At 55.7% G+C, this 23,001-nt stretch carries 24 protein-coding genes; 22 read left to right on the plus strand and 2 right to left on the minus strand.

What is annotated here, in order from left to right:
• Positions 1–20: 20 nt before the first annotated feature.
• The 5 genes from HMPREF0573_RS06410 (at position 21) to HMPREF0573_RS06430 (ending at position 6,555) form a co-directional block, all read left to right on the plus strand.
• Positions 21–932 (plus strand): amino acid ABC transporter permease, encoded by a 912-nt coding sequence (locus HMPREF0573_RS06410; RefSeq protein WP_013189296.1) that lies wholly within the window; start codon positions 21–23, stop codon positions 930–932.
• Positions 929–1,690: an amino acid ABC transporter ATP-binding protein gene (locus HMPREF0573_RS06415; protein ID WP_013189297.1), complete on the plus strand. Its 762-nt coding sequence runs from the start codon at positions 929–931 to the stop codon at positions 1,688–1,690. The genes HMPREF0573_RS06410 and HMPREF0573_RS06415 overlap by 4 nt, the downstream gene beginning before the upstream one ends.
• 81 nt (positions 1,691–1,771) lie before the next feature.
• Positions 1,772–2,752 (plus strand): helix-turn-helix domain-containing protein, encoded by a 981-nt coding sequence (locus HMPREF0573_RS06420; protein WP_004007150.1) that lies wholly within the window; start codon positions 1,772–1,774, stop codon positions 2,750–2,752.
• Positions 2,753–4,753 carry an ABC transporter transmembrane domain-containing protein gene (locus HMPREF0573_RS06425; RefSeq protein ID WP_013189298.1) on the plus strand — a complete coding sequence of 667 codons (2,001 nt, stop codon included), beginning with the start codon at positions 2,753–2,755 and terminating at the stop codon, positions 4,751–4,753. It begins immediately after the preceding gene.
• Positions 4,750–6,555 (plus strand): ABC transporter ATP-binding protein, encoded by a 1,806-nt coding sequence (locus HMPREF0573_RS06430; RefSeq protein WP_013189299.1) that lies wholly within the window; start codon positions 4,750–4,752, stop codon positions 6,553–6,555. The genes HMPREF0573_RS06425 and HMPREF0573_RS06430 overlap by 4 nt, the downstream gene beginning before the upstream one ends.
• Before the next feature lie 9 nt (positions 6,556–6,564).
• On the opposite strand, the gene HMPREF0573_RS06435 is transcribed toward HMPREF0573_RS06430, so the two are convergent.
• Entirely contained in the window at positions 6,565–7,290 is a 726-nt protein-coding gene (locus tag HMPREF0573_RS06435; protein WP_236589648.1) for a Type 1 glutamine amidotransferase-like domain-containing protein, read from the minus strand.
• A 189-nt stretch (positions 7,291–7,479) separates the two neighbouring features.
• On the opposite strand from HMPREF0573_RS06435, the gene HMPREF0573_RS06440 reads away from it, so the two are divergent.
• The 17 genes from HMPREF0573_RS06440 to HMPREF0573_RS06520 all read left to right on the plus strand — a co-directional run bounded on the left by HMPREF0573_RS06440 (position 7,480) and on the right by HMPREF0573_RS06520 (position 22,349).
• On the plus strand, positions 7,480–7,908 hold the full coding sequence (locus HMPREF0573_RS06440; protein ID WP_013189301.1) for a NifB/NifX family molybdenum-iron cluster-binding protein: 429 nt from the start codon (positions 7,480–7,482) through the stop codon (positions 7,906–7,908).
• A 41-nt stretch (positions 7,909–7,949) separates the two neighbouring features.
• Positions 7,950–8,603 (plus strand): NUDIX hydrolase, encoded by a 654-nt coding sequence (locus HMPREF0573_RS06445; RefSeq protein WP_013189302.1) that lies wholly within the window; start codon positions 7,950–7,952, stop codon positions 8,601–8,603.
• Between the two features lie 183 nt (positions 8,604–8,786).
• Positions 8,787–9,296, plus strand: a complete 510-nt coding sequence (gene rpsP, locus HMPREF0573_RS06450; RefSeq protein ID WP_004007144.1) for a 30S ribosomal protein S16 — start codon at positions 8,787–8,789, stop codon at positions 9,294–9,296.
• Between the two features lie 5 nt (positions 9,297–9,301).
• Positions 9,302–9,541, plus strand: coding sequence for an RNA-binding protein (locus tag HMPREF0573_RS06455; protein ID WP_041798156.1), 240 nt, complete (start codon positions 9,302–9,304; stop codon positions 9,539–9,541).
• A gap of 79 nt (positions 9,542–9,620) precedes the next feature.
• On the plus strand, positions 9,621–10,199 hold the full coding sequence (locus HMPREF0573_RS06460; protein ID WP_013189305.1) for a ribosome maturation factor RimM: 579 nt from the start codon (positions 9,621–9,623) through the stop codon (positions 10,197–10,199).
• A 58-nt stretch (positions 10,200–10,257) separates the two neighbouring features.
• Complete coding sequence (gene trmD, locus HMPREF0573_RS06465) at positions 10,258–11,724, plus strand: tRNA (guanosine(37)-N1)-methyltransferase TrmD (RefSeq protein ID WP_013189306.1); 1,467 nt, start codon at positions 10,258–10,260, stop codon at positions 11,722–11,724.
• Positions 11,725–11,966: 242 nt separating this feature from the next.
• Positions 11,967–12,314, plus strand: a complete 348-nt coding sequence (gene rplS, locus HMPREF0573_RS06470) for a 50S ribosomal protein L19 (protein WP_013189307.1) — start codon at positions 11,967–11,969, stop codon at positions 12,312–12,314.
• A gap of 167 nt (positions 12,315–12,481) precedes the next feature.
• Positions 12,482–13,816: a signal peptidase I gene (gene lepB / locus HMPREF0573_RS06475; RefSeq protein ID WP_013189308.1), complete on the plus strand. Its 1,335-nt coding sequence runs from the start codon at positions 12,482–12,484 to the stop codon at positions 13,814–13,816.
• 10 nt (positions 13,817–13,826) lie between these two features.
• Positions 13,827–14,534, plus strand: a complete 708-nt coding sequence (locus tag HMPREF0573_RS06480; RefSeq protein WP_013189309.1) for a ribonuclease HII — start codon at positions 13,827–13,829, stop codon at positions 14,532–14,534.
• 26 nt (positions 14,535–14,560) lie between these two features.
• Complete coding sequence (locus HMPREF0573_RS06485) at positions 14,561–14,869, plus strand: DUF2469 domain-containing protein (RefSeq protein WP_004007137.1); 309 nt, start codon at positions 14,561–14,563, stop codon at positions 14,867–14,869.
• A 139-nt stretch (positions 14,870–15,008) separates the two neighbouring features.
• Positions 15,009–15,500 (plus strand): YraN family protein, encoded by a 492-nt coding sequence (locus HMPREF0573_RS06490; protein ID WP_236589646.1) that lies wholly within the window; start codon positions 15,009–15,011, stop codon positions 15,498–15,500.
• Positions 15,497–17,062 (plus strand): YifB family Mg chelatase-like AAA ATPase, encoded by a 1,566-nt coding sequence (locus HMPREF0573_RS06495; RefSeq protein WP_041798017.1) that lies wholly within the window; start codon positions 15,497–15,499, stop codon positions 17,060–17,062. The genes HMPREF0573_RS06490 and HMPREF0573_RS06495 overlap by 4 nt, the downstream gene beginning before the upstream one ends.
• 12 nt (positions 17,063–17,074) lie before the next feature.
• Positions 17,075–18,463, plus strand: a complete 1,389-nt coding sequence (gene dprA / locus HMPREF0573_RS06500) for a DNA-processing protein DprA (protein ID WP_013189311.1) — start codon at positions 17,075–17,077, stop codon at positions 18,461–18,463.
• Between the two features lie 9 nt (positions 18,464–18,472).
• Complete coding sequence (locus tag HMPREF0573_RS06505; RefSeq protein WP_013189312.1) at positions 18,473–19,444, plus strand: tyrosine recombinase XerC; 972 nt, start codon at positions 18,473–18,475, stop codon at positions 19,442–19,444.
• A 208-nt stretch (positions 19,445–19,652) separates the two neighbouring features.
• Positions 19,653–20,744, plus strand: a complete 1,092-nt coding sequence (locus HMPREF0573_RS06510; protein ID WP_013189313.1) for a S1 family peptidase — start codon at positions 19,653–19,655, stop codon at positions 20,742–20,744.
• Complete coding sequence (locus tag HMPREF0573_RS06515) at positions 20,741–21,265, plus strand: hypothetical protein (RefSeq protein WP_013189314.1); 525 nt, start codon at positions 20,741–20,743, stop codon at positions 21,263–21,265. The genes HMPREF0573_RS06510 and HMPREF0573_RS06515 overlap by 4 nt, the downstream gene beginning before the upstream one ends.
• A 352-nt stretch (positions 21,266–21,617) precedes the next feature.
• A complete protein-coding gene (locus tag HMPREF0573_RS06520; protein WP_004007130.1) occupies positions 21,618–22,349 on the plus strand; it encodes a DUF6318 family protein in 732 nt (243 codons plus the stop codon).
• A gap of 32 nt (positions 22,350–22,381) precedes the next feature.
• Here the strand turns inward: HMPREF0573_RS06520 and HMPREF0573_RS06525 are convergent, their stop codons facing one another.
• On the minus strand, positions 22,382–22,948 hold the full coding sequence (locus HMPREF0573_RS06525; protein WP_013189315.1) for a M23 family metallopeptidase: 567 nt from the start codon (positions 22,946–22,948) through the stop codon (positions 22,382–22,384).
• Positions 22,949–23,001: the final 53 nt, after the last annotated feature.

The raw sequence follows: 23,001 nt of genomic DNA on the forward strand, positions 1-23,001 counted from the left end.
GAAACACGTCAGGAGAGAAAATGCTGTGGACACTGTGGCAGGACATAGTAACCCTGCTGAATAAGTACGGTGGCGTGTACTTGACGGGTATCGTCAACACGGTACTGCTGGCGATTATCGCCACCTTACTGGGCTGCGTGATTGGGTTTGCCTGCGGAATCTTGAATACTATTCCCCACCCTTCTACCGATCCCTTGCACAAGCGAGTTGTTTTGGCGATTATTCGGGGAATCATCCGCGTCTATGTGGAAGTATTCCGGGGTACCCCGATGATTTTGCAGGCGGTATTCATTTACTACGGTCTGCCCTACTTTACGAATAATGCGCTGCAGTTCCAATCCATGTGGGGCGTCTCGATTTTTGTTGTTTCCATTAATACCGGTGCTTACATCGCCGAATCCGTGCGCGGTGGCATCATCAGCGTGGATCCGGGACAGACCGAGGGAGCCAGGGCGATAGGCATGACTCACTTCCAGACCATGCTCTATGTCATCTTGCCCCAGGCGTTGCGGAATTTGCTGCCACAAATCGGCAACAATTTCATCATCAACATCAAAGACACTTCGGTCATGTTTATCATCGGTTTCTCGGAGTTTTTCTCGGTGCACAAGATGGTGTCGGGTGCTGTTTTCAAGTACTTCCCTTCCGCTACTATCGAGATGGTGGGATATTTGACGTTGACTCTGCTGTCCTCCTTCCTGTTGCGAAAGCTGGAAAAGAAGATTGACGGAGACGATGCCTACGAACTCTTGCCCGGTGCGGAGGGACAGGAACAGCGCGATTACGAGTTAATGAACGAAGATCAGCTGGTGATGGCTGCTGGAAACTACACTTTCCGTGACCCTGCCAAACGTCAGGCACGAAAAGTCAAGCCTGCCAAGAAACCAGCGACAGGTAAACCAGCAGGTACCGAGGGAGGACAGCACTCATGAGCGAAGTGAACACGGCTGACAACACCAGTGACGAAATCATCACGGTACGCCACCTCTCGAAGTCTTTTGGCACTCACGAGGTGCTCAAAGATATTAATTTTTCGGTGCGTCCTGGTGACGTGGCATCCATTATCGGAGCGTCAGGTTCTGGGAAATCGACTTTGCTGCGCTGCATCAACTTGTTGGAAACTCCCACTTCGGGCGAGATTCTGTACCACGGGACGGACATCCTCGACCATTCCATGAAAAAGGCGAAGTATCGATCCAAAGTGGGGATGGTGTTTCAATCTTTCAACCTGTTCAACAACATGACGGTGCTTAAGAACTGCATGATTGGTCAGATGAAAGTCTTGGGTCGTTCTCGGGAGGAGTCGCGAGAAAAAGCGTTGCACTACCTGGATAAAGTCGGGATGAGTCCGTTCTTAAACGCGAAACCGCGGCAGTTGTCCGGTGGGCAAAAGCAGCGGGTGGCGATTTCTCGTGCCCTGGCGATGGATCCGGAGGTGCTGTTGTTTGACGAACCGACTTCAGCTCTGGATCCGGAAATGGTCGGCGAAGTCATTGCGGTGATGAAACAGCTGGCTCAGGAAGGCATGACGATGCTGGTGGTGACGCATGAGATGGCGTTTGCCCGTACTGTCAGCAAGAACGTGGTGTTCATGGCTGACGGTGTCATCGCGGAACAAGGCGCTCCGGAACAGCTGTTCCAACATCCGCAACGGGAACGAACCCGCGATTTCCTGGCACGTTATCTCTGATTTCTCGAGGGCACACGTTAGCGGTGTTTTTCCGCTAACAAAACTATTCCCTTATATACACCTCAGGAGTATAATTATCGCATGGAACAGAAATTTATGGCGCTACGCGATTTCCGACCCGGCGCTTTTTTGCGGCTGCGCCGCAACGTGCTGGGCTTGACTCAGGCGGAGCTGGCAGGCATGTCCGGAGTTCCACAATCCCATATCAGCGCTTTTGAAAACCATAAGCGGCGTATTTCTGAAGCCGAGGAAACCGCTTTGGCTAAAGCGGTAAGCGTCCCGGCACACACCCTGATGGGCATGAAACGCCATGTGGTGCGCGGGATTTTTTCGCGGCACGGCTATGATGAGATTTTCTTGTTTGGACCTGTCTCTACCGGTCAAGATGATGCGTTTACCCCGATTGATTTCTTGGTTAGCACCACGAATCCCCTAGGAATGCTGGATTTGGTTGGCTTGCAAAATGAACTCGAGAACGAGCTGAGCACCACGGTCTACCTGTCTATTGATACCGGATTGGGCAATGCCAAGGTCGACCGAGTTCCTCGCGAAGTTACGCGGCTTGATGAAAAAACTAAGTTCGAGCCTTTACTGGTGGATTTATACCGGTCCGGGAATGTTTTTTCGCCTCGTGAGATTGAAGAATATCCCTATTTTCAAAAGTGGGGATTCCACAAGTCTTTCTTCCCTTACGATGTCTCGGCTGCCCGGTGGCGTGTGGATGACATGTCTCGGACTTTGGACGTAGGCATGGGCATCGCCACCGGTGACCCAAAGGCGTATTTTGCCAAGACCCCGGCGGGGGTGCAGTCACGTTTCGCGGCGTATCACTCTATCTCGGTACTGGTGGAATCGGCAGCAAAAATTCATTCCGATGTAAAGGAAGTCAACCCGGAAATCCCGTGGGCAATCCTCTGCGAGCTGCGATACCGGTTGATGCAAACTGTAGACGAATTAGACGCCAGCATTGCCTGGACCACCTTGCACCAGGATTTCCCCAAAATTCTCGATGCCCTGAGCTCAATTACGTACCCTGGCAGCGGCACCGAAGAGACTGCGTAAATGGAAGATACTGCCCGCGCACGCGTTATTTTGCAGCGTCGTGCTGCCGAAGAACACGTCGCGTTGCCGCCCTTGCTGAGAACCCCTCGCACATGGCGCTGGCCGCTGGGCAGCCCCCAGGGCGAACCTGACGTTTACCCCGCTAATCCTCACCGCTATGCCCGCAAACTCGTTGGTTCTATGTTCGGCGTGCTCACGCTTGGTTCCCTGGTGGCAGGACTGAACTATGCGCTGTCGGTCAGTGTGCCTTGGGCACTGGGAAAGGTGCTGGATACAGGTCTAGAACATGGCTTGACCAGGGAAATCTGGACTCGGTTGGTGGTTCTCGGCCTGGTTATCCTGGGCGTGGCGGTGACCCAAATGGCGGGACAGCTCACGGAGATTGCAGTCCAGATGACCGCGGTGGCGACTCCCGCGCGGGTAGCCGGTCGAAAGTTAGCCCTAGATGGGCGCGCTGTGAACCGGGAACTGGAATCTGGTGATGTAGTCACTTCGATGCTGACAGATGTGGACCGGATTGGCCGTGCGGCACTGTGGTTCCCCGAAATGGTGGGCGCTATTCTCTCTGCCGTCATGATTCTGGTCATTATGTTTCGCACTTCACCGCCGCTGGCTTGGATGGTACTAATCGGGTTACCCATCGTATCGCTGCTGATAGGACTGTTGAGCAAACCGCTGCAGCGGCGACAAACCGAGAACCGCGATGAGCAGGGCAAACTGACGGAAATCTCGGCTGATGCGGTGGCGGGGCTGCGGGTCCTGCGCGGCATCGGCGGTGAGGACGTGTTCGGAAGTCACTACCAGAAACAATCGTCTCGGGTGCGTGACGCGGGGATTCGGGTTGCCCTGCCCGCGGCGTTGCTGGGCGTGTTGCGTTCGGTCATACCCATGCTGTTTACCGCTCTGGTGGTGGGTATCGGGGCGATTCTGTACTTTCACAATGAACTGTCAGTAGGCAGTTTGGTTGCTTTCTTTGGGTTCTCACAATTTTTGCGCAACCCCATCGTGGTCGCCACCCGGTCGTTGGAAGAATTCACCAGAGCTTGGGTCGGGGTTCGCAAACTCGCGCGAATTCAAGGCGTTGCCTCCCTGGTGAGCGAGGATTTGGTGGATGTTTCCGGAGATACATCGCCCCAAACTGCCTCATCGCCAGCGCAGTGGCAGGAAAAGGATTTTGCCTTGTCCTATCTCACCGACACAGTTAGTGAGGTGACGGTGAAGCCGGGTTTGATTACCGGCCTGGTCTGCGCCAATCCGGACACCAGCGCGGCGACCGCCCGGCGGTTGGCACGCCAAGAAGACAGCGCGCAACCGACCCTTTTGATTGATGGAACCGACGTGAGGACGTTCCCCCTCGACCTCGTGCGCAGCGCCATCCTACTGTCAGACACCGACCCGCAGCTTTTTGCCGGAACTTTGCGGGATCAGGTGCGAGGGGTCAACTCGCCGTTACCTCGCGAAAAGGGGGTGCGCGAACTCGTATGGCGTGACGTCATCGAAAACGCGACCCGGCAGGAGGACTCGCTCATCTTTCCCGAAGATGATGAGCACGATTCGCGATGGTTGGCAGCGCTGCACGTGGCAGATGCCGATGATGTGGTGGAATCTGTGAATGGCGGTCTGGACGGGGCAGTGGCAGAAAAAGGGCGCACTCTGTCCGGTGGTCAGCGCCAACGCGTCGCCTTAGCTCGCGCGGTAGCTGCAGATCCGGCGGTGCTGGTGACTATTGAGCCGACTTCCGCGGTCGATTCGCACACGGAATCGCGGGTCGCTCAGCGTTTGGCACAAGCGCGGCACGGGAAAACCACCGTCATTGTCTCGGTGTCAGTGCTGGTGCTGGAGCATTGTGATGAAGTCATTGTGCTCGACGAGGCGGGGCGGGAAATCGTCCGTGGCTCGCACCGGGAACTTCGGGAAAGAGCTCGGTCGGGGGATCCCGCAGTCGCTTCGTACCTGGCTATCATCAACCGCTCGGTGCTCAGTGGTGGTGAGCCGTCATGAAACTGCCCTTGGCCAGCAGAAAACGGGTGGTGCGTGGGGTCAAAGACCTGATTCACGACTATCGAGGCGCAATTGGGTCAGTTGTGGGGTTGCAGCTGTTGTCGTCCCTGGCGGGAGTGACCCTCCCGTGGCTGCTGGGGCGCGTCATTGATCGTATTCAAGCCGGGGCAGCCAGCCGCGACTGGGTCGGTCAACAAATAGTGATTGCCCTGGTAGTGGTCGCGGTGGCGGCGATATGTTCGTTCTTGGCAGAATATCGCGCCCGGGTGATGGGCGAACGGATTTTTGCCCACCTGCGTGATGGTCTGGTCGATTCTGTCATTCACCTGCCGCTGTCGACCGTGGAAAGTGCGGGCACCGGGGACTTGGTGGGGCGCACCACGCGAGACGTTGAACGCCTGCAATTCATGATTCGCCAGGGTATCGCGGCGATTCTGATGATTACCACAACGTTGGTGGTGACGTTTGTGGCGGCGTTTCTGGCCTCCCCACAATTGGCATTTGTGCTGCTCATTGGACCGCTAGGGGTGTGGCCGCTGATGGCGTGGTATTTACCGCGGACCGTTCCCGCCTATCGGTCCTCAGCCCGGTCTTGGGCGGATTTGTCCGGTTCGGTAGCGGAAACTCTGGATCAGGCGGATACGGTGGACGCTCTGGGGCTGTCGGGGAAACGGATTGCTCAGCTCGATGTCATTATTCGCGAAATCTGGCGTCAGGAGCGCTACAGTACCTGGATGCGTTCCTGGTTGTTCTTGGGAATTGTGTGCGCCACGCTGTCTCCCTTGATAGTTATCGTATTGCTGGGAGCCTGGTTGGTGCCCAGCGGCGCCTTGACTATCGGGGCTGTTTCTACGATTGCGCTCTATGCCTATCAGGTGCGTGGGCCGGTGTGGGAGGCGACTTTTTGGGTAGACGTTTCCATGGAAGCTTACACTTCGCTGGCGCGAATTTTTGGTGTCGCACAAGTCGAGCCGGACCGGGAAGCCAGTGCCCACGCGCCCGCCGGTGCGCCCGCGATAGTGGCTCGGGACGTTTGCTACGCGTACCACGCGGGGCAAAATGTGCTGCACGAAGTGTCTCTGGAACTTCGCGGGGGTGAAACGTTGGCGATTGTCGGACCATCGGGTGCCGGCAAGTCCACTTTGGGGCGTATGCTGGCGGGCATTCACCCGCCCACCAGCGGGTCCGTGACAGTTGGGGGAGTGCGGCTGGTGGACTTGCCCGAAAGCGAGCTGCATCAGCAAGTCGCTTTGGTCACGCAAGAACAGCACGTGTTTACCGGAACTATTGCCTCCAACCTGCGTTTGGCGCGACCCGACGCAAGTGATGAGGAATTGTGGGCGGTACTCGACGCGGTGGGTGTGGACTGGGTTCGCGGACTGGGCGGTACCGGGAGCCAGACCCCTGGCGCATCATCCGGTCCGGAGGGAAAATCGCAGGCAGAAACAGAAAAAATCGGGCTATATGCGGAAGTCGGCGGCGCTGGAATCAAGCTGAATCCGGCGCAGGTCCAGCAGCTCGCCCTGGCGCGAATCGTGCTGTTGAACCCGCACACTTTGGTGCTGGACGAGGCAACTTCCCTGATGGATCCCTCTGCAGCCCGTTCTCTGGAACAGTCATTGTCGCGAGTGCTGGCAGGACGCAGCGTTATCGCTATCGCTCACCGGCTTTATACCGCCCACGATGCCGACCGAGTGGCAGTCATGATGGACGGGAGAATCGTGGAATTGGGTACGCACGATGAACTCGTTGCAGCCGGCGGTAAATATGCCTCACTGTGGGCGTCCTGGCAGCAAGACTAGAGTTTGAAATTATCCCAGGAAACGGGTTTCGAGGCGTTCCTCTATGACTTCGCCGTTATCTTTGGTGACGACCCAGGCTGACTTGCCCGGCACTTCGCTGACCGCTTCTGCCAGTTCAGTGCCGCGGTAGACCAAACCCACATTGTTATCGGTGCAATAGGTTTTCCCCAAGATACCCTCGGCGACCAGACGATGCACCGTGGGGCGGCGGCGCTTTTCGACATCGTAATGCACGCCGTTGTCGTAGGGAATCAGACCCAGACCGTTCGTGACGGCGCGAAGTTCAGACCCGAAAGAATCCGTGGTGCCGCCCCGGTGCCAACAGATAGAACCGGCAGACACCCCTGCCAGGACGACGCCGGCCTCCCAGACTCGCCGGAAAATCTGGTCTAAATCGTGAACCCGCCACACTGCCAGCAGGTTTGCCACCGAACCCCCGTCGACCCAGACCGCATCCTGTTCCATGAGATAGCCTTCGATGTCGTCCACGTTGGGCATGACGAACAGTTGCAGCGGGTTCAGTTCCACCCCCGCTAGACGAGCCGCTTCATAACGTTGCGCTAAGCGATAATGCTGGTCGCCGGCAGCGGTGTCCAGGTAGCCCAGTTTCGGTTTGGAACGGGTGGTTCCGGACAGCTCGAGAGAATACATCACCAGGTGGTTGAACTCGGTAAAGATTCGTTCTCCGTTTTTGTATCCACCGGAGGTTGCCAAAATAGTTGGGGTTTTGTTCATAGGGACCATCCTAGTCGTGGGAACCGCACGAGTCATCCGAGCAATTGGTGTTCGGGGTTTGTTCAGCACCGCGACCGGACCTGGCATAGGATTAAACCCGAGAAAAGAGGCAAAGTGGTGCTGGAGGGTACCACCTGTTCAGGCTCCTAGCTTTGCCAAGGAATAGATATACTGAAATTCGGATAAATAATGAGTGAGAAGAAAAACCTGAATATAGCAATCAATGTGATGGGTGACGGGGTCGGTGGTGGTCTGGGGAGAGCCCGAACTATGGCGGTAGCAACCGTCGACGCCGCTGACGAGATTACAGCCTGGCAAGAATTTGAAGTCGGTTGGGACATCTTGCATGAGCAAGGACCTCACGGCAGTCTGCACGCGCAAATAGTGGGTTTCATGCGGGACCATGACATTGTGGCAGTGGTCAGCGGACACATGGGACCGCCGATGGTCAAGACCATGATGAAACTTGGCGTTCTGCCGCTATCCGCGACTGGCGACGCACGTCACGCCGCTACAGATGCCGCGAAACGGGTCCGTGCGGTTGATCGCGGAAATACCACGGTCCCCGATTCAGCCCCCAAGGGGAACAAATGGATTCTTCCCGTCATTCCGTTATAGGACTTGCTGGTATTGAAACTGATGATGGTGAGGAAAGGTGAGTGGATACCGTGAATAAAGATGTCGTAGACCTCATTTTGGAGCTGCAGGCCATCGGTCAGTCTGGAGAGTTCTATGGCCATGATGACTATGACCGAGACCGGGCAATCCAAACTCGGGAACTGGCAACGGAACTCTTGGCGCGCTTGACAGGCAACAATCCCGAACAAGCTCGGGAAGTACTGCTGGAGGATTACGGCTACCGAACACCGAAAGTAGATTCGCGGGCTGTCATTTTTGGTGACGGTACGGGACGTCCCGGCGCAGACGGAGACAAGATTTTGCTGGTACACGAAGGTCTGGATGGGCGGTGGTCCCTGCCGGGAGGTTGGATTGACGAGGGTTTGAGCGTCCGGGAAAACACCATCAAGGAGGCTTATGAAGAATCCGGGATGCAGGTAAAAACCGGCAGGCTGTTAGCGGTAATCGACAAGCGCAAACATAATCCCAGTAAAGGTATATTTCATGTTTACACCTTTTTCGTAGAATGTAGCCTGTTGGGAGGAGCCTTTGCGGAAAATCTCGAAACTACTGAGATTGGCTGGTTCGGACTGGATGAGCTGCCGGAAATGTCCCTGGGCAAGACCACCCCTGAACAAGTAGAGATGTGTTTGGAGGCGCATCGCAATCCCAATTGGCAGGTCATTTTTGACTAAATTTAACCTGGCTATTGAATTGCGTAAATCGGGATAAATCGGGCATAATGAAACGTTGTACTGGGCTTTGGTTGCCGCCCTCTCGTGACCATAGCCTCGGATTTTGAGCAGAACAAGGCTTTAGTGTTTCCCTACCTGGGGTTTTGTAGGCTCGCGACATGAGTTACAAGGAGAGTCACAACAGTGGCAGTACGTATTCGTTTGAAGCGAATTGGTAAAATTCACCACCCCATCTATCGAGTGGTCGTGGTCGACAGCCGCAAGAAGCGCGACGGTCGTGTTATCGAGGAGGTCGGCAAATACGACCCCAACCAGCAGCCGTCTTTGATTGAACTGAACTCGGAACGCATCCAGTACTGGCTGGGTGTAGGGGCTCAGCCCTCCGATGCGGTGCACCGTTTCCTGGTGTTGTCCGGCGACTGGGCGCAATTTAAGGGTGCCAAGGTCGTTGAGAACCGGATTCAGGTTAAGGATGCCGGCGCTGACGTAGAGGCAGCTGTGAAGGCTGCTGACGACGCTGCCGAAAAGGCCAAGGCAAAGAAGGCTGAAGCCGAAGCCAAGGCAAAGAAGGAAGCTGAAGAAGCCGCGAAGGCTGCCGAAGCCGAAGCTGCGGAAGATGCTGCTGAAGCCCCTGCCGAAGAAAAGGCTGAGGACGCTCCGGCAGAAGAAAAGACCGAGGAAGCGGCAGAATAATGTCGATGCTTGCAGATTCTTTGGAACACCTGGTTAGCGGCATCGTCGACGAGCCAGAGGTCGTGCGTGTGAGCGAAAAGTCTTTGCGTCGCGGCAAGCTCCTGGAAGTACACGTTGCCCCTTCGGATTTGGGTCGAGTCATCGGTCGTAACGGTCGCACCGCGAAAGCGCTGCGTTCGGTGGTGTCCGCACTGTCTACCCAGGGCAGCGTCCGTGTCGATGTTATCGATCAAGATCGGCGCTAAATAGTCATTTGGTTTGACCCCTGCCGATAGCAGGGGTCAAACTTTTTAACGCACTTATCAGACAGGAAAGGGGTCAGCGGTGAAACTCACGGTGGGAATTATCGGGCGCGCCAGTGGCGTCCGCGGTGAAGTCCGAGTCGCCCTGCGCACGGACGACCCGCGCTCTCGATTTGCCCCCGGCACTGTCTTGTTAACCAACCGAAACAGTCCCGCTGCGCTGACAGTAGACCAAGCACGGATGAGCGGTAAACACTTCGTGGTGTCCTTTCAGGAAATTCCCGACCGTAACGACGCCGAGACCCTCAGCGGGACAAAACTGTACATAGAGACCGATGCCCCACCCTTGTGCGCCGACGCCGGAGACACCCCAGACACCACTGCTGACCCGGAGGCGGCTGACTACCCGGAAACTACTGAAAACGACGACGGCTTTTACCGTCACGAACTGGTGGGGCTGCGGGCGATGAACCTGGCAGGAGAAACGCTCGGCACCATCAGTGACCTGCTGCTGGCGCCTGCCCAAGACTTGCTGGAAGTCACCACCGCGGACGGGGAAAAAATCCTGGTGCCTTTTGTTTATGAAATCGTCCCCGATGTCGATTTGGACAATGGGTTGGTCACCATGGATCCGCCCGGAGGGCTATTCCCCTCGCACTAGGGCGGTTTGACGTTTCCCGGAGGTGCCGGGAGAGACTTTCTGAATAAGGGTGAGGACGATGCGTTTTCAGATTCTGACGATTTTCCCCGAGTTTTTTGAGGTGCTCGGTCTGTCGCTGCTGGGCAAAGCGGCGCAGAACGGGGTGCTGAGCTGGGATGTCACCAATCTGCGCGATTTCACTGATGACCCGCATCGTTCCGTCGATGACACCCCGTACGGCGGGGGTGCCGGCATGGTAATGCGTGCTGACATTTGGGGCAAAGCCATTGACGCGGCGCGGGACAGGCTGCGAGACCAGTCCGCGGGAAGTGACCCGGAAAACCGCCCGACTGACCTTGTGAACCCGAAAACTATCCTGGCTATCCCCACGCCCTCTGGAATTCCACTGACCCAGGCGAAAGTTCGGGAGATTGCCGCGCACGCAGACAATGTCATTATCGCTTGTGGGCGTTACGAAGGTATCGACTCGCGAGTCGCTTCGCACTACACTGACTCGCAACTGTATCCCGACCTGGAAGTGTTTGAATATTCCTTGGGGGATTATGTGCTCAACGGTGGGGAAATCGCTGCTGTGGCACTGATTGAGGCAGTTGGGCGGCTCCTTGACGGCATGGTGGGCAATCCGGAATCTTTGGTTGAGGAATCATATGAGGGAACGGGGCTGTTGGAATATCCCTGCTATACGCGTCCCGAAATCTGGCGTGACCTGGCTGTTCCCGAGGTGCTGAAAGGTGGAAACCACGCGGCAATCGAAGCCTGGCGTCGCGAACGAGCCATTGAAAAGACCTGCTCGCAGCGTCCGGATCTGCTGGCAAGTCTGGACGTCGGTCTGTTAAGCAAGCGAGGGCGGGAAAAGCTCGCTTCGCTAGGGTGGCTTTACGTGTCCCCACAGGATTTAGAAGCTATCGGACTGTCCCGGCTGTGCGAGACGCGAGGCATCGGTGGTGCGCAGAAGGATACCGCGGATTTACTGCTGGTGCCCTTGCGGATTCGTCAGCCGAATCGGGAGGAAGCATTGGCGTTGTCCGCTTTAGGGTCGGAGACATTTCCTTTGGCGTGCCCGGCATACCTCAGCAACGATGCAATTGCCCAGTTCGTAGCCGTTGAGTTCGACACCACGGCGGTTAAGGCGCGTCTGAATACACCTCAAGAAAACCGCTACTGGGTGGCAGAGCTGGGCGGTGAACTGGTGGGATACACTTACGCAAAAGTGGGGCTGGACGAGTCAGAAGTTGACCAGGCGGGAATCGTCGCCGGAGACGCTTACCTGTCAAAGTGCTACGTGCGCAAAGCCCTGCATTCCACCGGATTGTCCGGGGCGCTGCTGGAAGTGGCGGTGCAGGATTTGGCTAGTACCAGCGATGCGCCGGGGGTGTGCCTGGGGACTTCGATTTATAACAAGCGTGCCCAAAAATTCTATAAGCATCATGGGTTTCGGCGTATCGGCAAACGGACATTTACGGTGGGAGACGTGCAAAACCAGGATGTGGTGATGCGCCGAGTTTTCGACCGCGACAATGCCTGAGAAACGTCCGTTCGTCGGACGTGTCGCGAGGGCGTGTGATGCGAAACCAGCACAATGAGAAGCGCTGCGTAGCGTCCCGGAAGGGCAAAAGTGGCGTTTCTGTCCTGATTTGTGGCAAAATGGTACGGCTTCGCGGGCAACCTGCCACAGGGGGACCCGATAGCGAAGTGAAACACCATCGGCACTGAAGGTGCCCGCAGTGAGACGTTTTTGACCTGTGGCAGGAGCGTCAAGGAGAAATAATGCAGAAGCCTCTGGTTGAGGAAATCGGCAAAGCCGCCATGCGTGAGGATGCTCCGGAGTTTCGTCCGGGAGACACCGTAAAGGTTCACGTAAAGGTTATCGAAGGGAACCGTTCCCGTATTCAGATCTTTCAGGGCGTAGTTATCGCTCGCCACGGCGGTGGAGTGGGCGAAACTTTCACTGTCCGAAAGCTGTCGTTCGGAACCGGTGTAGAACGTACTTTCCCGCTGCACGCCCCGACTGTCGACAAGATTGAGGTCGTGACCCGCGGTGATGTGCGTCGTGCCAAGCTGTACTACCTGCGTAATCGCCACGGCAAGGCTGCTAAGGTTGCCGAAAAGCGGTAACTTGCAATGATTTGTGGCAGTCGCCGCGCTGGGATAATACGAGATTCGTGAGACCAGCCGGACAGTCGAAAGACAAGGCGAGTGCTGCCCTAAAAATTCATCCTAAAGGAAGCCCAAACCGGAAATGTTTGGGTTTCCTTTAGCCTTTTAGGCTATTCTTTTTTACTATGACGATGCCCCAGCAGCCTGAGAACGCCAATCGAGACGCCCCGTCCTCGGGCACTTCTCCGGATGGCTTCAACATGAACCCGCAATTTGCTGGAGCTGGGACAATGCCAGAGTCTTTTCCTCCTGGCTATGAAGGTTTCCCCGGTGGATCAATGCCCGGTGAAGGAGCGCCATACGCGCCAGACGGCATGGGAATGCCTTTTCCCCCGGAGGCTTTTCCGGGAGGCTACCCCCCGCAACCCGCATTTCCAGATGGGGCGGAATTTCCTGGTATGGACCCCAACGGGATGCCGCCAACGCAAATGCCGCCGGGTTTCTCGCCCCTGGGGATGGAACCGTATCCGGGAATGCCTTACCCTCCGTACGGTTCTATACCTTTTCCAGGTATGATGTTTGATAATGAGGAAATCCCTGACGTTTCAGGGAAAGATGGCGCCTTGGCGGAGGACGAAACCGACTTCAAACTTGATGATGAGGACGGCGAGTTCAAGTCGGGACGCGGCGCCGGGATGCCTGGATTCCGGGGCATGAATGCCTTGCCACCGGGGGTGCGGGGCAATCTCGACGGTCTAGAGCGTCCACATTTAGCTCTGGACCTGCCCTGGTATTTTGAGTTTATCGCGGTGGTAATTACGGCTCTGGCAATCAGCTCGCTGGTACGACTGTTCCTGTTGCAGCCGTTTTACATTCCCTCGCAGTCTATGGAAAAGACCTTGATGATTAACGATTCTGTGCTGGTCAACAAATTCTCTGCCCGGCACGGAGACATTAACCGTGGCGATATTGTGGTCTTTGAAGACGTGGAAGGATGGAGCCAAACTGCCGCGGAGCAGCTGCGTAAACGCCCTCCTGACCGTACTCCGTTCCAGATTGCGACCAAGGTGAAGAATTTCGGGATTTTCGTGGGTCTGCTGCCGGAAGACTCCCAAGGTTATCTGATCAAACGCGTGATTGGAATCCCTGGCGATGATGTCTCTTGCTGCGACGAGGATGGTCTGATGACCATTAACGGCAAAGCTATTGATGAGGACTATATCCCCCGAACCGGAGTCTCTTCAGATATAGAATTTTCTGTTGTCGTGCCGAAAAATTCGCTGTGGGTCATGGGGGACAATAGACCTCATTCTGCTGATTCCCGCTGGCACCAAGACAAACCTTCGCATGGATTTGTCTCTGAATCGAACGTGGTGGGTCGCGCCTTCGTCGTCGTTTGGCCGGTCGAACGTATGAAATTCATCACTCCCAGCTGCGCTTTTTATAACATTCCCAAGCCTGCCACCCCGAATGATGAATTCAGTTCCGAAGCCGACGAAGCGCCACCCCCCACGCAATGAGGCTACCGCGGTGGTCGATTTATCTTGGGAGACTGCGGCTCTGGCAGAGTTGGCACAGTGCGGGAGCTACGGTCACGAAGGACGTCTACCGCTGATAGGCGGGATGGACGAGGTCGGTCGTGGCGCGTTAGCAGGTCCGGTGTGCGTGGGGGTGGCAGTGCTGGATCAACGCAGCCTAGACAATCCGGATTTCCCCCAGGGCTTTCCTGTCGGATTGAACGATTCTAAGCAGCTCACCGCCCGGCGTCGGGTAGCGCTGCAAGACCCCATTCAGGCGTGGGTCAGGGATTTTGCTATCGGTCAGGCTTCGAATACGGAAATCGACGAATTAGGGATTATGCCCGCGTTGCGTTTGGCTGGATGGCGTGCTTTAAACGAGCTGGACGCCAGGGGACACCTGCCCCAGAGACTGCTGCTGGACGGAAACTTCGACTATCTCGCCTCACCTCGGCAACCCGACCTGTTTGCCGAGGCGGGAAACCTGGTGAGTTCCCCCGAAGTCAGCGTGGAAACCCTGGTGAAAGGGGATGGGAAAGCAGCTGTAATCGCTGCCGCCGCGGTACTGGCTAAAGTGTATCGGGATGCCTTCATGCGCAGCTTGCATGACCCCGGATATGGTTGGGCCCGGAACGTCGGATACGGGACTCCTGCTCACAAAGCAGGTCTGGCTGAATTGGGTGCGAGTGTCTGGCATCGCAAAACTTGGAAGCTCCGGTAGGGTAGAGGAATACGAAAGGTTACGTGATGGTCAACAACGACGATATTGAGTCCTATGAAAATGGGCTGGAACTGGATTTATACCGAGAATATCGCGATGTGATTTCCCTGTTTAGCTATGTGGTGGAAACCGACCGGCGCTTTTATCTGGCGAACAAGGTAGACGTCACCACGCACAATAATGCCGGCGGGGACGTATTCTTTGAGATTACTTTGGAGGACGCCTGGGTTTGGGACGTCTACCGCTCCTCGCGCTTCGTGCAAAACGTGCGGGTGCTTACTTTCAAAGACGTCAACGTTGAGGAACTCACCAAGCCTGAAATCGAAATTCCCTAGCTTCGATTTCGTCAATAAATTCGTTAAAACCGGTTGATTGGCGGATTTTCGCCATTTATAGGGCTGTGGATAAGTCGGTTTTCCACAGGTAAAAATGTTTGGGCTTGGTCAGGGCGGTCGCGCGCGCAAAGCTGAGTTCATGAGCTACGCAAATACCGTTGAAACCAGTCATAAAGCCAGTACCGAGACGAACCCCCGATGCCACGATACAGTCGGTGACTCCGCACTGCGAACAGTGGGGCAAATTGTCTCACCGCCACGGAACAACTTACACAATCGTCAGCTGGGCATGGCTGGAGAAGAAGTGGCTGCAGAGTCGCTCAAAGCTGCGGGATATGTAATTGTGGATCGGAATTGGCGATGTCGTGCTGGGGAAGTCGACATAGTCGCCCTCAGCCCCGAGGGAGTTCTGGGGTTCGTGGAGGTTAAGACTCGTTCCAATCATCGGCACGGGTTGCCTATTGAGGCCATCACCATGAAAAAGCTGGCGCGGATGCGCCGGGTTATGGGGGCATGGTTGGCGCAACGGGATATTGTCCCAGTCCATCGAGCGGTCAGCCTAGATTTGTGCAGCGTGGATTGGGACGGACACGGTGAACCCGTGGTGAAACATCTCCAGGGGTTGAAATGAGTTCAGGATTTGCTTGGTCGATTTGCTTGGTAGGGATGCAAGCACGTCCGGTGCGGGTCGAGGCGCATATCTCCGATGGAATGACCGCCTACAGCTTGGTCGGGCTGCCGGACACGGCGGTGCGCGAGGCCAAAGACCGGGTGCGCGCTGCGGTGACCAGCTGCCTGTATGAATGGCCGGGAACGCGGATTGTGTTGAATCTCTCCCCGGCATCACTGCCAAAGACCGGCTCAGGCTACGACCTGGCGATGGCAGTCAGCGTTTTAGCTGCGATGGGGGTCATTTCCCGCTGCCGAGCTGGACAATGCATCATGTTGGGAGAGCTGGGGTTGGATGGTCGCGTGATTGGAATCCGGGGTATTTTACCCAGTGTCATCGGCGCCATGAATACAGGAAAAACAAAGATTTTGGTGCCACAAGCGAACCTTGCTGAAGCTTCCCTGGTTCCTGGGGTGGACGTGGTCGGGGTGCATCACCTGGGGCAAGTCATCGAGTTATTGGGGGGAGACTTGATGATGCCGCTGCCCCCGCCGGAAGAACCGGCGGAGGCAGCGGAGGGGGACACCACCCCGGCTCCTGCCTGCAGTCTGGGCGGGGATTTTTCGGATATTCGCGGACAAGCCGCTGCCTGTCAGGCGATGGAAGTGGCGGCCGCGGGAGGTCATCATCTGTTGATGATTGGCACTCCGGGCTCGGGAAAAACCATGCTGGCATCGCGGCTGCCTGGAATCCTCCCGCCCCTGGAACTGGAACAGTCCGTAGAAGTCACCGCCTTGCATTCCCTCGCCGGAACGTTGTCTCCGCTGGACGGATTAATTTGTCAGCCTCCCTTTCAAGCCCCGCATCATTCGGCGACGCTGGCAGCGATGGTGGGAGGAGGCTCGGGAGTGCCGCGTCCCGGCGCCGCCTCCCTGGCTCACCGGGGAGTGTTGTTCTTGGACGAGGCTCCCGAGTTCGGGGCGCGGGTCTTGGATTCCCTCCGAGAACCGTTGGAAAACGGGGAGATTACGCTGCATCGGGCGGCGGGTGCAGCCCAGTATCCGGCTCGATTCCAACTGATTATGGCGGCTAATCCCTGCCCCTGCGGTAACGCCGGTAGTCGGCGTGCCACCTGTACCTGCACACCCTATTCACGCAAACGATATCTGGAACGATTGAGCGGACCGCTGTTGGACCGGATGGACATCCAAATCCAGGTGGAATCTCCGGGGCGAGGCTCGCTCGCGGGAGCGAAACCCGCTGATACCACCACGGTGGTCGCCGCCCGTGTGCAACGTGCTCGTGACGTGCAGCGGGAACGGTGGAAGGGTCGAGGATGGGATTTGAATCGGGAAATTCCGGGACCATTTTTGCGACAGCCCGAAGGTGGTTTCACTCGGGAGCTGATTGGGCGGGTTGACAACGTGGTGGAACAGGGGCGCCTGTCCATGCGGGGAGCTCAAAGGGTCTTGCGCCTGGCGTGGACCGTTGCCGATTTGAGCGGAAAAACTGTTCCGGGGTTGCCCGAACTGGGAACTGCCATGACGCTACGGCGCCAAAACGAAGGATTCAGTCTGCCCTAAAGGGAGGAAGTTATGAAAACGTTAAGCCTAACTGAGGACGTGCCCTTGAATGCCCCGAAGTCGCCGCCGGATGTGGTCTCGGAAGAACTGTCACACTCGAACGAAATGGTGGCGTTACCGTCGCGTGGAGACCCTGTCGTGCAGACGCTCAGCCCAGAAGATCGCCAGGCTCGTGCGGCATGGACCGCGATTGCCCAACCGGGAGAGCCTGTCGTGGGTCAGGTCATCGAGCATTTTGGAGTGAGGGAAGCCCTGGAACGCGTGAAATTTCTGGCGGCAAAGCTGCCGGAAATTGACGACATGATGATTCGCACTGTGTTTCAACCGGTTCAGCTGCCCGCGTCGGTGGCGCAAATCGAAGGTTGGGCTTTGCGACTGCGGGAGCTAAACCTGGAGATGGAATATCAGCTGCTGAGCCGGGACGGCGGCGCACTGGTGGTGCCTGGCGACGCGGCTTGGCCCGGGATAGTCGATAGTCTGGGCGCTGTGGCGCCACTGGCGTTGTGGGTGCGGGGTAATCCCCAGGCTTTGCAAGCGCTGGCGTCTGAGGGTGCGGTGGCGCTGGTGGGGGCACGTTGCGCGACTCACTATGGAACCGATATAGCCCAAGAAATCGCGTATGAACTCTCAGAGCGTGGCATCTGGGTTATCAGTGGGGGAGCGTATGGGATTGACGCTGCTGCGCATCGAGGGGCACTCGCTTCGAGCGGTAAGACCATTAGCGTGCAGGCCGGTGGGCTGGGAAATCTCTATCCCGCCATGAATGCGCGACTGTTTTCTCAAATCCAACAAACGGGGGCAATTGTCAGCGAAGCCCCGCCCTCCCAGCGACCTGCTAAACACCTGTTTTTGACCCGTAACCGCATCATCTCAGCCTTGTCTCAAGTTGTAGTGGTGGTTGAGGCAGGGGAGCGCTCCGGGGCGATGTCCACTGCCAATCATGGGGCAGAACAGGGACGTCAGGTTGCGGCAGTGCCCGGACCGGTCAGTTCCACCGCCTCCGTCGGATGCCATCGACTGATTCGGGAAGGCGCTGCCCTGGTGACGAACGCGGCGGAAATCATGGAACTCATGTTTCCGCTGAATGTGGCGGGACAAAGTTTGTTCGGAGTCGGGGGATCAGCAGGAAAGAGCATCTCCGGGGTGGTATCGGTTTCGCCCCAGCGCGACTCGACCGGACAAATCCCGGCGCCCTCGCTTTTTGCTGGATTGAGCAGTGACGGCGTAAAAGTCATTGATGTTTTATCGAAAACGGCTTGGAAGTCCTTGGAGCAGGTGTCGCGTGCCGCCGGTTTGGGCACTCGTACGGTGCAAAGTGAGCTGGGGTTGATGGAACTGGATGGCAAGGTTGAAACCCGAAAAGGGAGATATCGCCTGAGGTCGAAAGCAACCGCCCGGTAGAATCAAGAGGTGAGTGAAAATAACCCAGCAGCGGTCTTTGCCCGAGAAATTACCGCAGATTTTGGGCAATGGCTGAGCGTAAACCGGGGGCTTTCCCCGCAAACCGTGCGGGCGTATCTCACGGATTTGCGAGAATTAATGACTTTCCTGGTGGACTCCGATTCCGGGGATGGTCCCGCGGCGCAGCAACTGCGTGCAGATTTGGCTAATCCTGCCCGGATTCGGGCGTGGCTGGGAGCAATGAGCCGCGCGGGGATGAGCCGCGCCACGCTGGCTCGTCGAGTGGCGTCCTTTCGCACTTTTGCCTCGTGGGCGCAGGTCCGCGGCATAGTCCCGGGCGATGCTGGGCAAAACTTGCGGGCTTCGCGGCCGGATAACGCCCTGCCCACGGTTTTGTCTGCCACGGACGCGGCACACCTCTTGGAAACGGCACGTGCCGCCGCTTATCCTGAAGCCTCTACCGCTCCCAATCCGGTGAAACTGCGTGACTGGGCAGCCTTAGAGCTGCTTTATGCCACCGGCATTCGGGTCAGCGAGCTGACCGGGTTAGAACTGGGCAACATTAATAAAAGCCAACGCACTGTCCGGGTGACGGGAAAAGGTGACAAACAGCGAGTCGTGCCGTACGGCATTCCTGCGGGTCTGGCGCTAGAAGAGTACCTGGAAAAGGGACGCCCCGCCCTGGTGAATCCGGAAAAGCCTGCGCTGAACCGGGTATTTTTAGGGGCAAAAGGCGGAATGCTGGATACGCGGATCGTCCGCGGAATGCTGCATCGACTGACGGCGCAGGCAGAGGTACCGGACTTGGGGCCACACGGGCTACGTCACACCGCTGCCACGCACCTGTTGGATGGAGGGGCGGATTTGCGCAGTGTCCAAGAAATCCTGGGTCACGCCAGCCTAGCCACGACCCAGCGCTATACACACCTGTCGATGGATAAGCTCCGTGCGGTGTATCTGCAGGCGCATCCGCGGGCCTAAAGTCCCTTGATTATCCGAAAGCTGAGAGATAATTTAATCTCACGGTCGATTTAGTTTTACGGTCGATTTAGTTTTACGGTCGATTTAGTTTTACGGTCGATTTAGTTTTACGGTCGATTTAGTTTTACGGTCGATTTAGTTTTACGGTCGATTTAGTTTTACGGTCGATTTAGTTTTACGGTCGATTTAGTTTTCAAAGGGGAATGCTATGTTCGCTAAATTGAGGTACCAGGCGTGTATTCCAGTAATCCTTATTGGATTATCCTTGTGGGAAGTTCCAAGTTCCACAGCTGAGGAGCTTACCAGCCCTTGTGTAAATGATGCCGGTATTGCATTAGAGTGGCAAGCTGAGGTAAATAAAGTAGATAACTTTTCTAGGCTAAATTACTCTGACAATTATTCGTGGTCTCGTATCGGTGGTTGCAAAGCAGAGATTCATTTTAAGAATGATGTTCCGGACAAGGTTCTGAAAATGGCAAATTTGATTCCAAATTTGAGAGTTAGTGGAGGTGTGGGTTTCTCTGAAGATGAGATTATGGGCGAACAGGAGGAGATCTTTTATAATCTTCGGGAGGAACTTGGTAGCTCGGTATCTGCATATACAGATGTGCCCAATGCTGTTATCCATATTGAAGTTCCGGTTTCTTCAATAAATAAGGTTTCTAATCTTCTCAAAGATAAAAAATTATCTGCCAACGTGAAATCCCCATTCAAGATACAATACGACTATACGGATTCCACAGAATCGGGGTATGATGCTCTGTATGGTGGCGGATATCTCACAAGCTGCACAACGGCATTTAGTGTATCTTCAAATGGATATCCTAATGGTTTATTAACGGCTGGTCATTGCGCAAATGAACCGCAGTCCTACGGTGGCGTATCATTAAAGCTGAGGGGTAAACATCAAGGTCAATATGGAGACGTATCCTGGTTCTCGACTTCCGCCTGGACCGCTCCGCAGTTCTACACCCTTCCGAGTCATTTGGTAAATGTCACACAGACCGCGTATCCCACAGTGGGGCAAAATCTGTGCCTAAATGGCAGAGGCTCGGGGACGAGATTCTGTGATGAAACTGTTTGGGATATCAGAACATGCTCTTCTAATGGAATTTGTAATCTTACGGCTATGAGTGGAAGAAAGGCGAGGGGTGGAGACAGTGGCGGACCTTGGTTTTCATCCTCTATTGCTTATGGCGTCCACAGTGGGCATATTAAATTCGGAAGTGTAGAGAGGGACGTGTTTACGCCTATTCAAATTGCCGAATCTGTGCTGGGGGTTAGAGTAAAAAAGAAATGAATAAAAATTTACTGATTCTTTTGCTTATATTTGCAGCTGCACTTTACTTGGCTGGATGTCAGAGCGTAGCAACGCAGCCTGAAATCGATAATTCTATGTCAAGTAAACCGCAAGCCGCTGTCACTGGCGATTCTTTGCCGACTGATATCGACCATTGCTATGTGGAAACTGTGCAGGACGGAATGAGGCTGGTAGCAAATGCCTTTGAATATCCGGGAGGTTACGATCAGCTATTTCAAGGTACTCTGGAACAGGACGACGCAGGATGCGTTATGTTGAGGGATAGCTCTGACAATGAATTGTTACCGGTGTCTTTTCCTTACGGTACCACCCTGTCGGGGCAGAGCGTGAAGCTTCCTTGGGGCAGTGTTCTGGCAATAGGAGATCGGGTTCGATTCGGAGGAGCTGTGGATGTCTTGAAAGCGTGCCGGGATGTAGCAAATCAAGAGACAATAACTTGCCCGAAAACGGGGGTACTTAGAATCAATGACTCCGCTGACGCTGCGGAGAAGGACGATTAGTCCCAGATTATGTCTCGATGAGGCGTCGAAAGTTATCAATCTTGTGAATCTATTTGGGGAGACTGTGTCTCAAGGTGGGGCTTGAGCAAGGGGATTTACTGAGAAGGCACGTAGTGACCGGAAAGAGACAGTGTATCTGCAGGCGCATCCGCGGGCCTAAAGTCCTAATTTAAATGTTTCCCCAAAAAATATCTAAAGGCTAGAAAAAAGCAAGCCTGTGAGCTGGGAAGATAGTGTCCCTGGAATGTCTTTACAAAACTGAGAAAAAGCTGGATTGACTCTATGAATTTCCTCCTAAACCACATACAATGAATCATGAAAAGCAAGGTAATGGTGTCTCGGGAGGAGCGTCATGGTCGGAAAACTGCGGATTTTGCAAGCATCGCTGATGATGCTGTGCTCCGCCGCAGTGTTAACGGGATGCGGTACGGCGGTTACTGCTTCCGGATCCGAGAGAACTGCGCGCGAGATGATGACCGCGGATATTCCCTTGGTCGAGCCTGCGGCTCCGAACACGACTAAAGACCCGGTTTCAGGAGAGCCAGCGCCGAGTTATACCGCGACGGTGAAAGACAACCCTTCCCCCGCTGAACTCAAAGAGATTCCTGCAGATCAGATGATGAAAGTGGCGCCGTTTGATGAGCCGAAATTCTTCCACGAGTTCTCCGTGGACGGTGCTGCCACCGTGGTGAAGTACTTTACCTATGCGATGTATTACAGCTTTGCGTCGAAAGATGCGCATTTCGTAAACCAGGTTTACACCGATGCGTGCACGAAGTGTCAGGAGATGTCGCAGTGGTCCGTTGACTTCACCCGGAAGTATTCTCACGTAGAGACCGGGGTGCCACGCACGGAAATCCTCGATGTCTCCGCGGGAAAGTCCAAACAGAATCAATCCATTTTTTGGGTTGTGGCTCGCAATGCGGAACCGCCGATTATCGCGCGCTCTGAGAAGGGCGAAGTCCTGAACTACGATCCCCCTTCGAACACCGTATCCCAGTACCGGGTCGAGTATATTCACGGAAACAACGTGATTACCGGCATCTATAAAGCTCCCGCCAAGTATTCCGATACTGGTGAGTGAGTGGTAGCGGCGCGGTGTGTTCCCCGACTCACCTAGCTCACTGGGTACAGGCGAATCCTTCCCCCCAGCAGACGCAGCGGATCCACGTAGCCGTCTGAACCGTCCTTGACCCCGAAATGTAGACAGTCCCCAGGGGAACAGTGTCCTCCCAGTGCCGTCCCAATGGCTTGACCGCGAGTCACTTCATCCCCGACTGCGACCGCGGGTTCTACCGGCTCGTAGGTGTAGCGCCGCCCCGTCGTGTCTTCGAGTGAAATCACGGGACGTCCCGCCAGATTACCGGCATAGAGTACCGTCGCGTCAGTCGCGGCAAAGACAGTCTCACCGGGGCTGACCCGCAAATCGATACCGCGGTGCCCTGCCAACCACTTCTGGGCGGGCGGGTCAAACTTGCGCGGTACTGCGGTAGGGTGACCGGTGGGCCAATAGAGGAAATCCCGCAGACCTGGCGTTTTCCCCGGTGAAAAGGTCGTTAGCGAGGCTGGGCTGGTGACCGCAGGTAAGTTTGGGGTGACGGTGATTCCGGCGGCAGGTGAAGCAGAGCCTCCCACCAGACTCAAGGTCAGGCAACAGCAGAAGGTGATAAAAACTTTTCTCATGACTGCAGTGTGACGTGAAAGAAACGCCCGCACCAGAGAACAAACTTTCACCT

This window comes from Mobiluncus curtisii ATCC 43063, from assembly GCF_000196535.1.
In the GTDB taxonomy this organism is placed as follows: Bacteria; Actinomycetota; Actinomycetes; order Actinomycetales; family Actinomycetaceae; genus Mobiluncus; species Mobiluncus curtisii.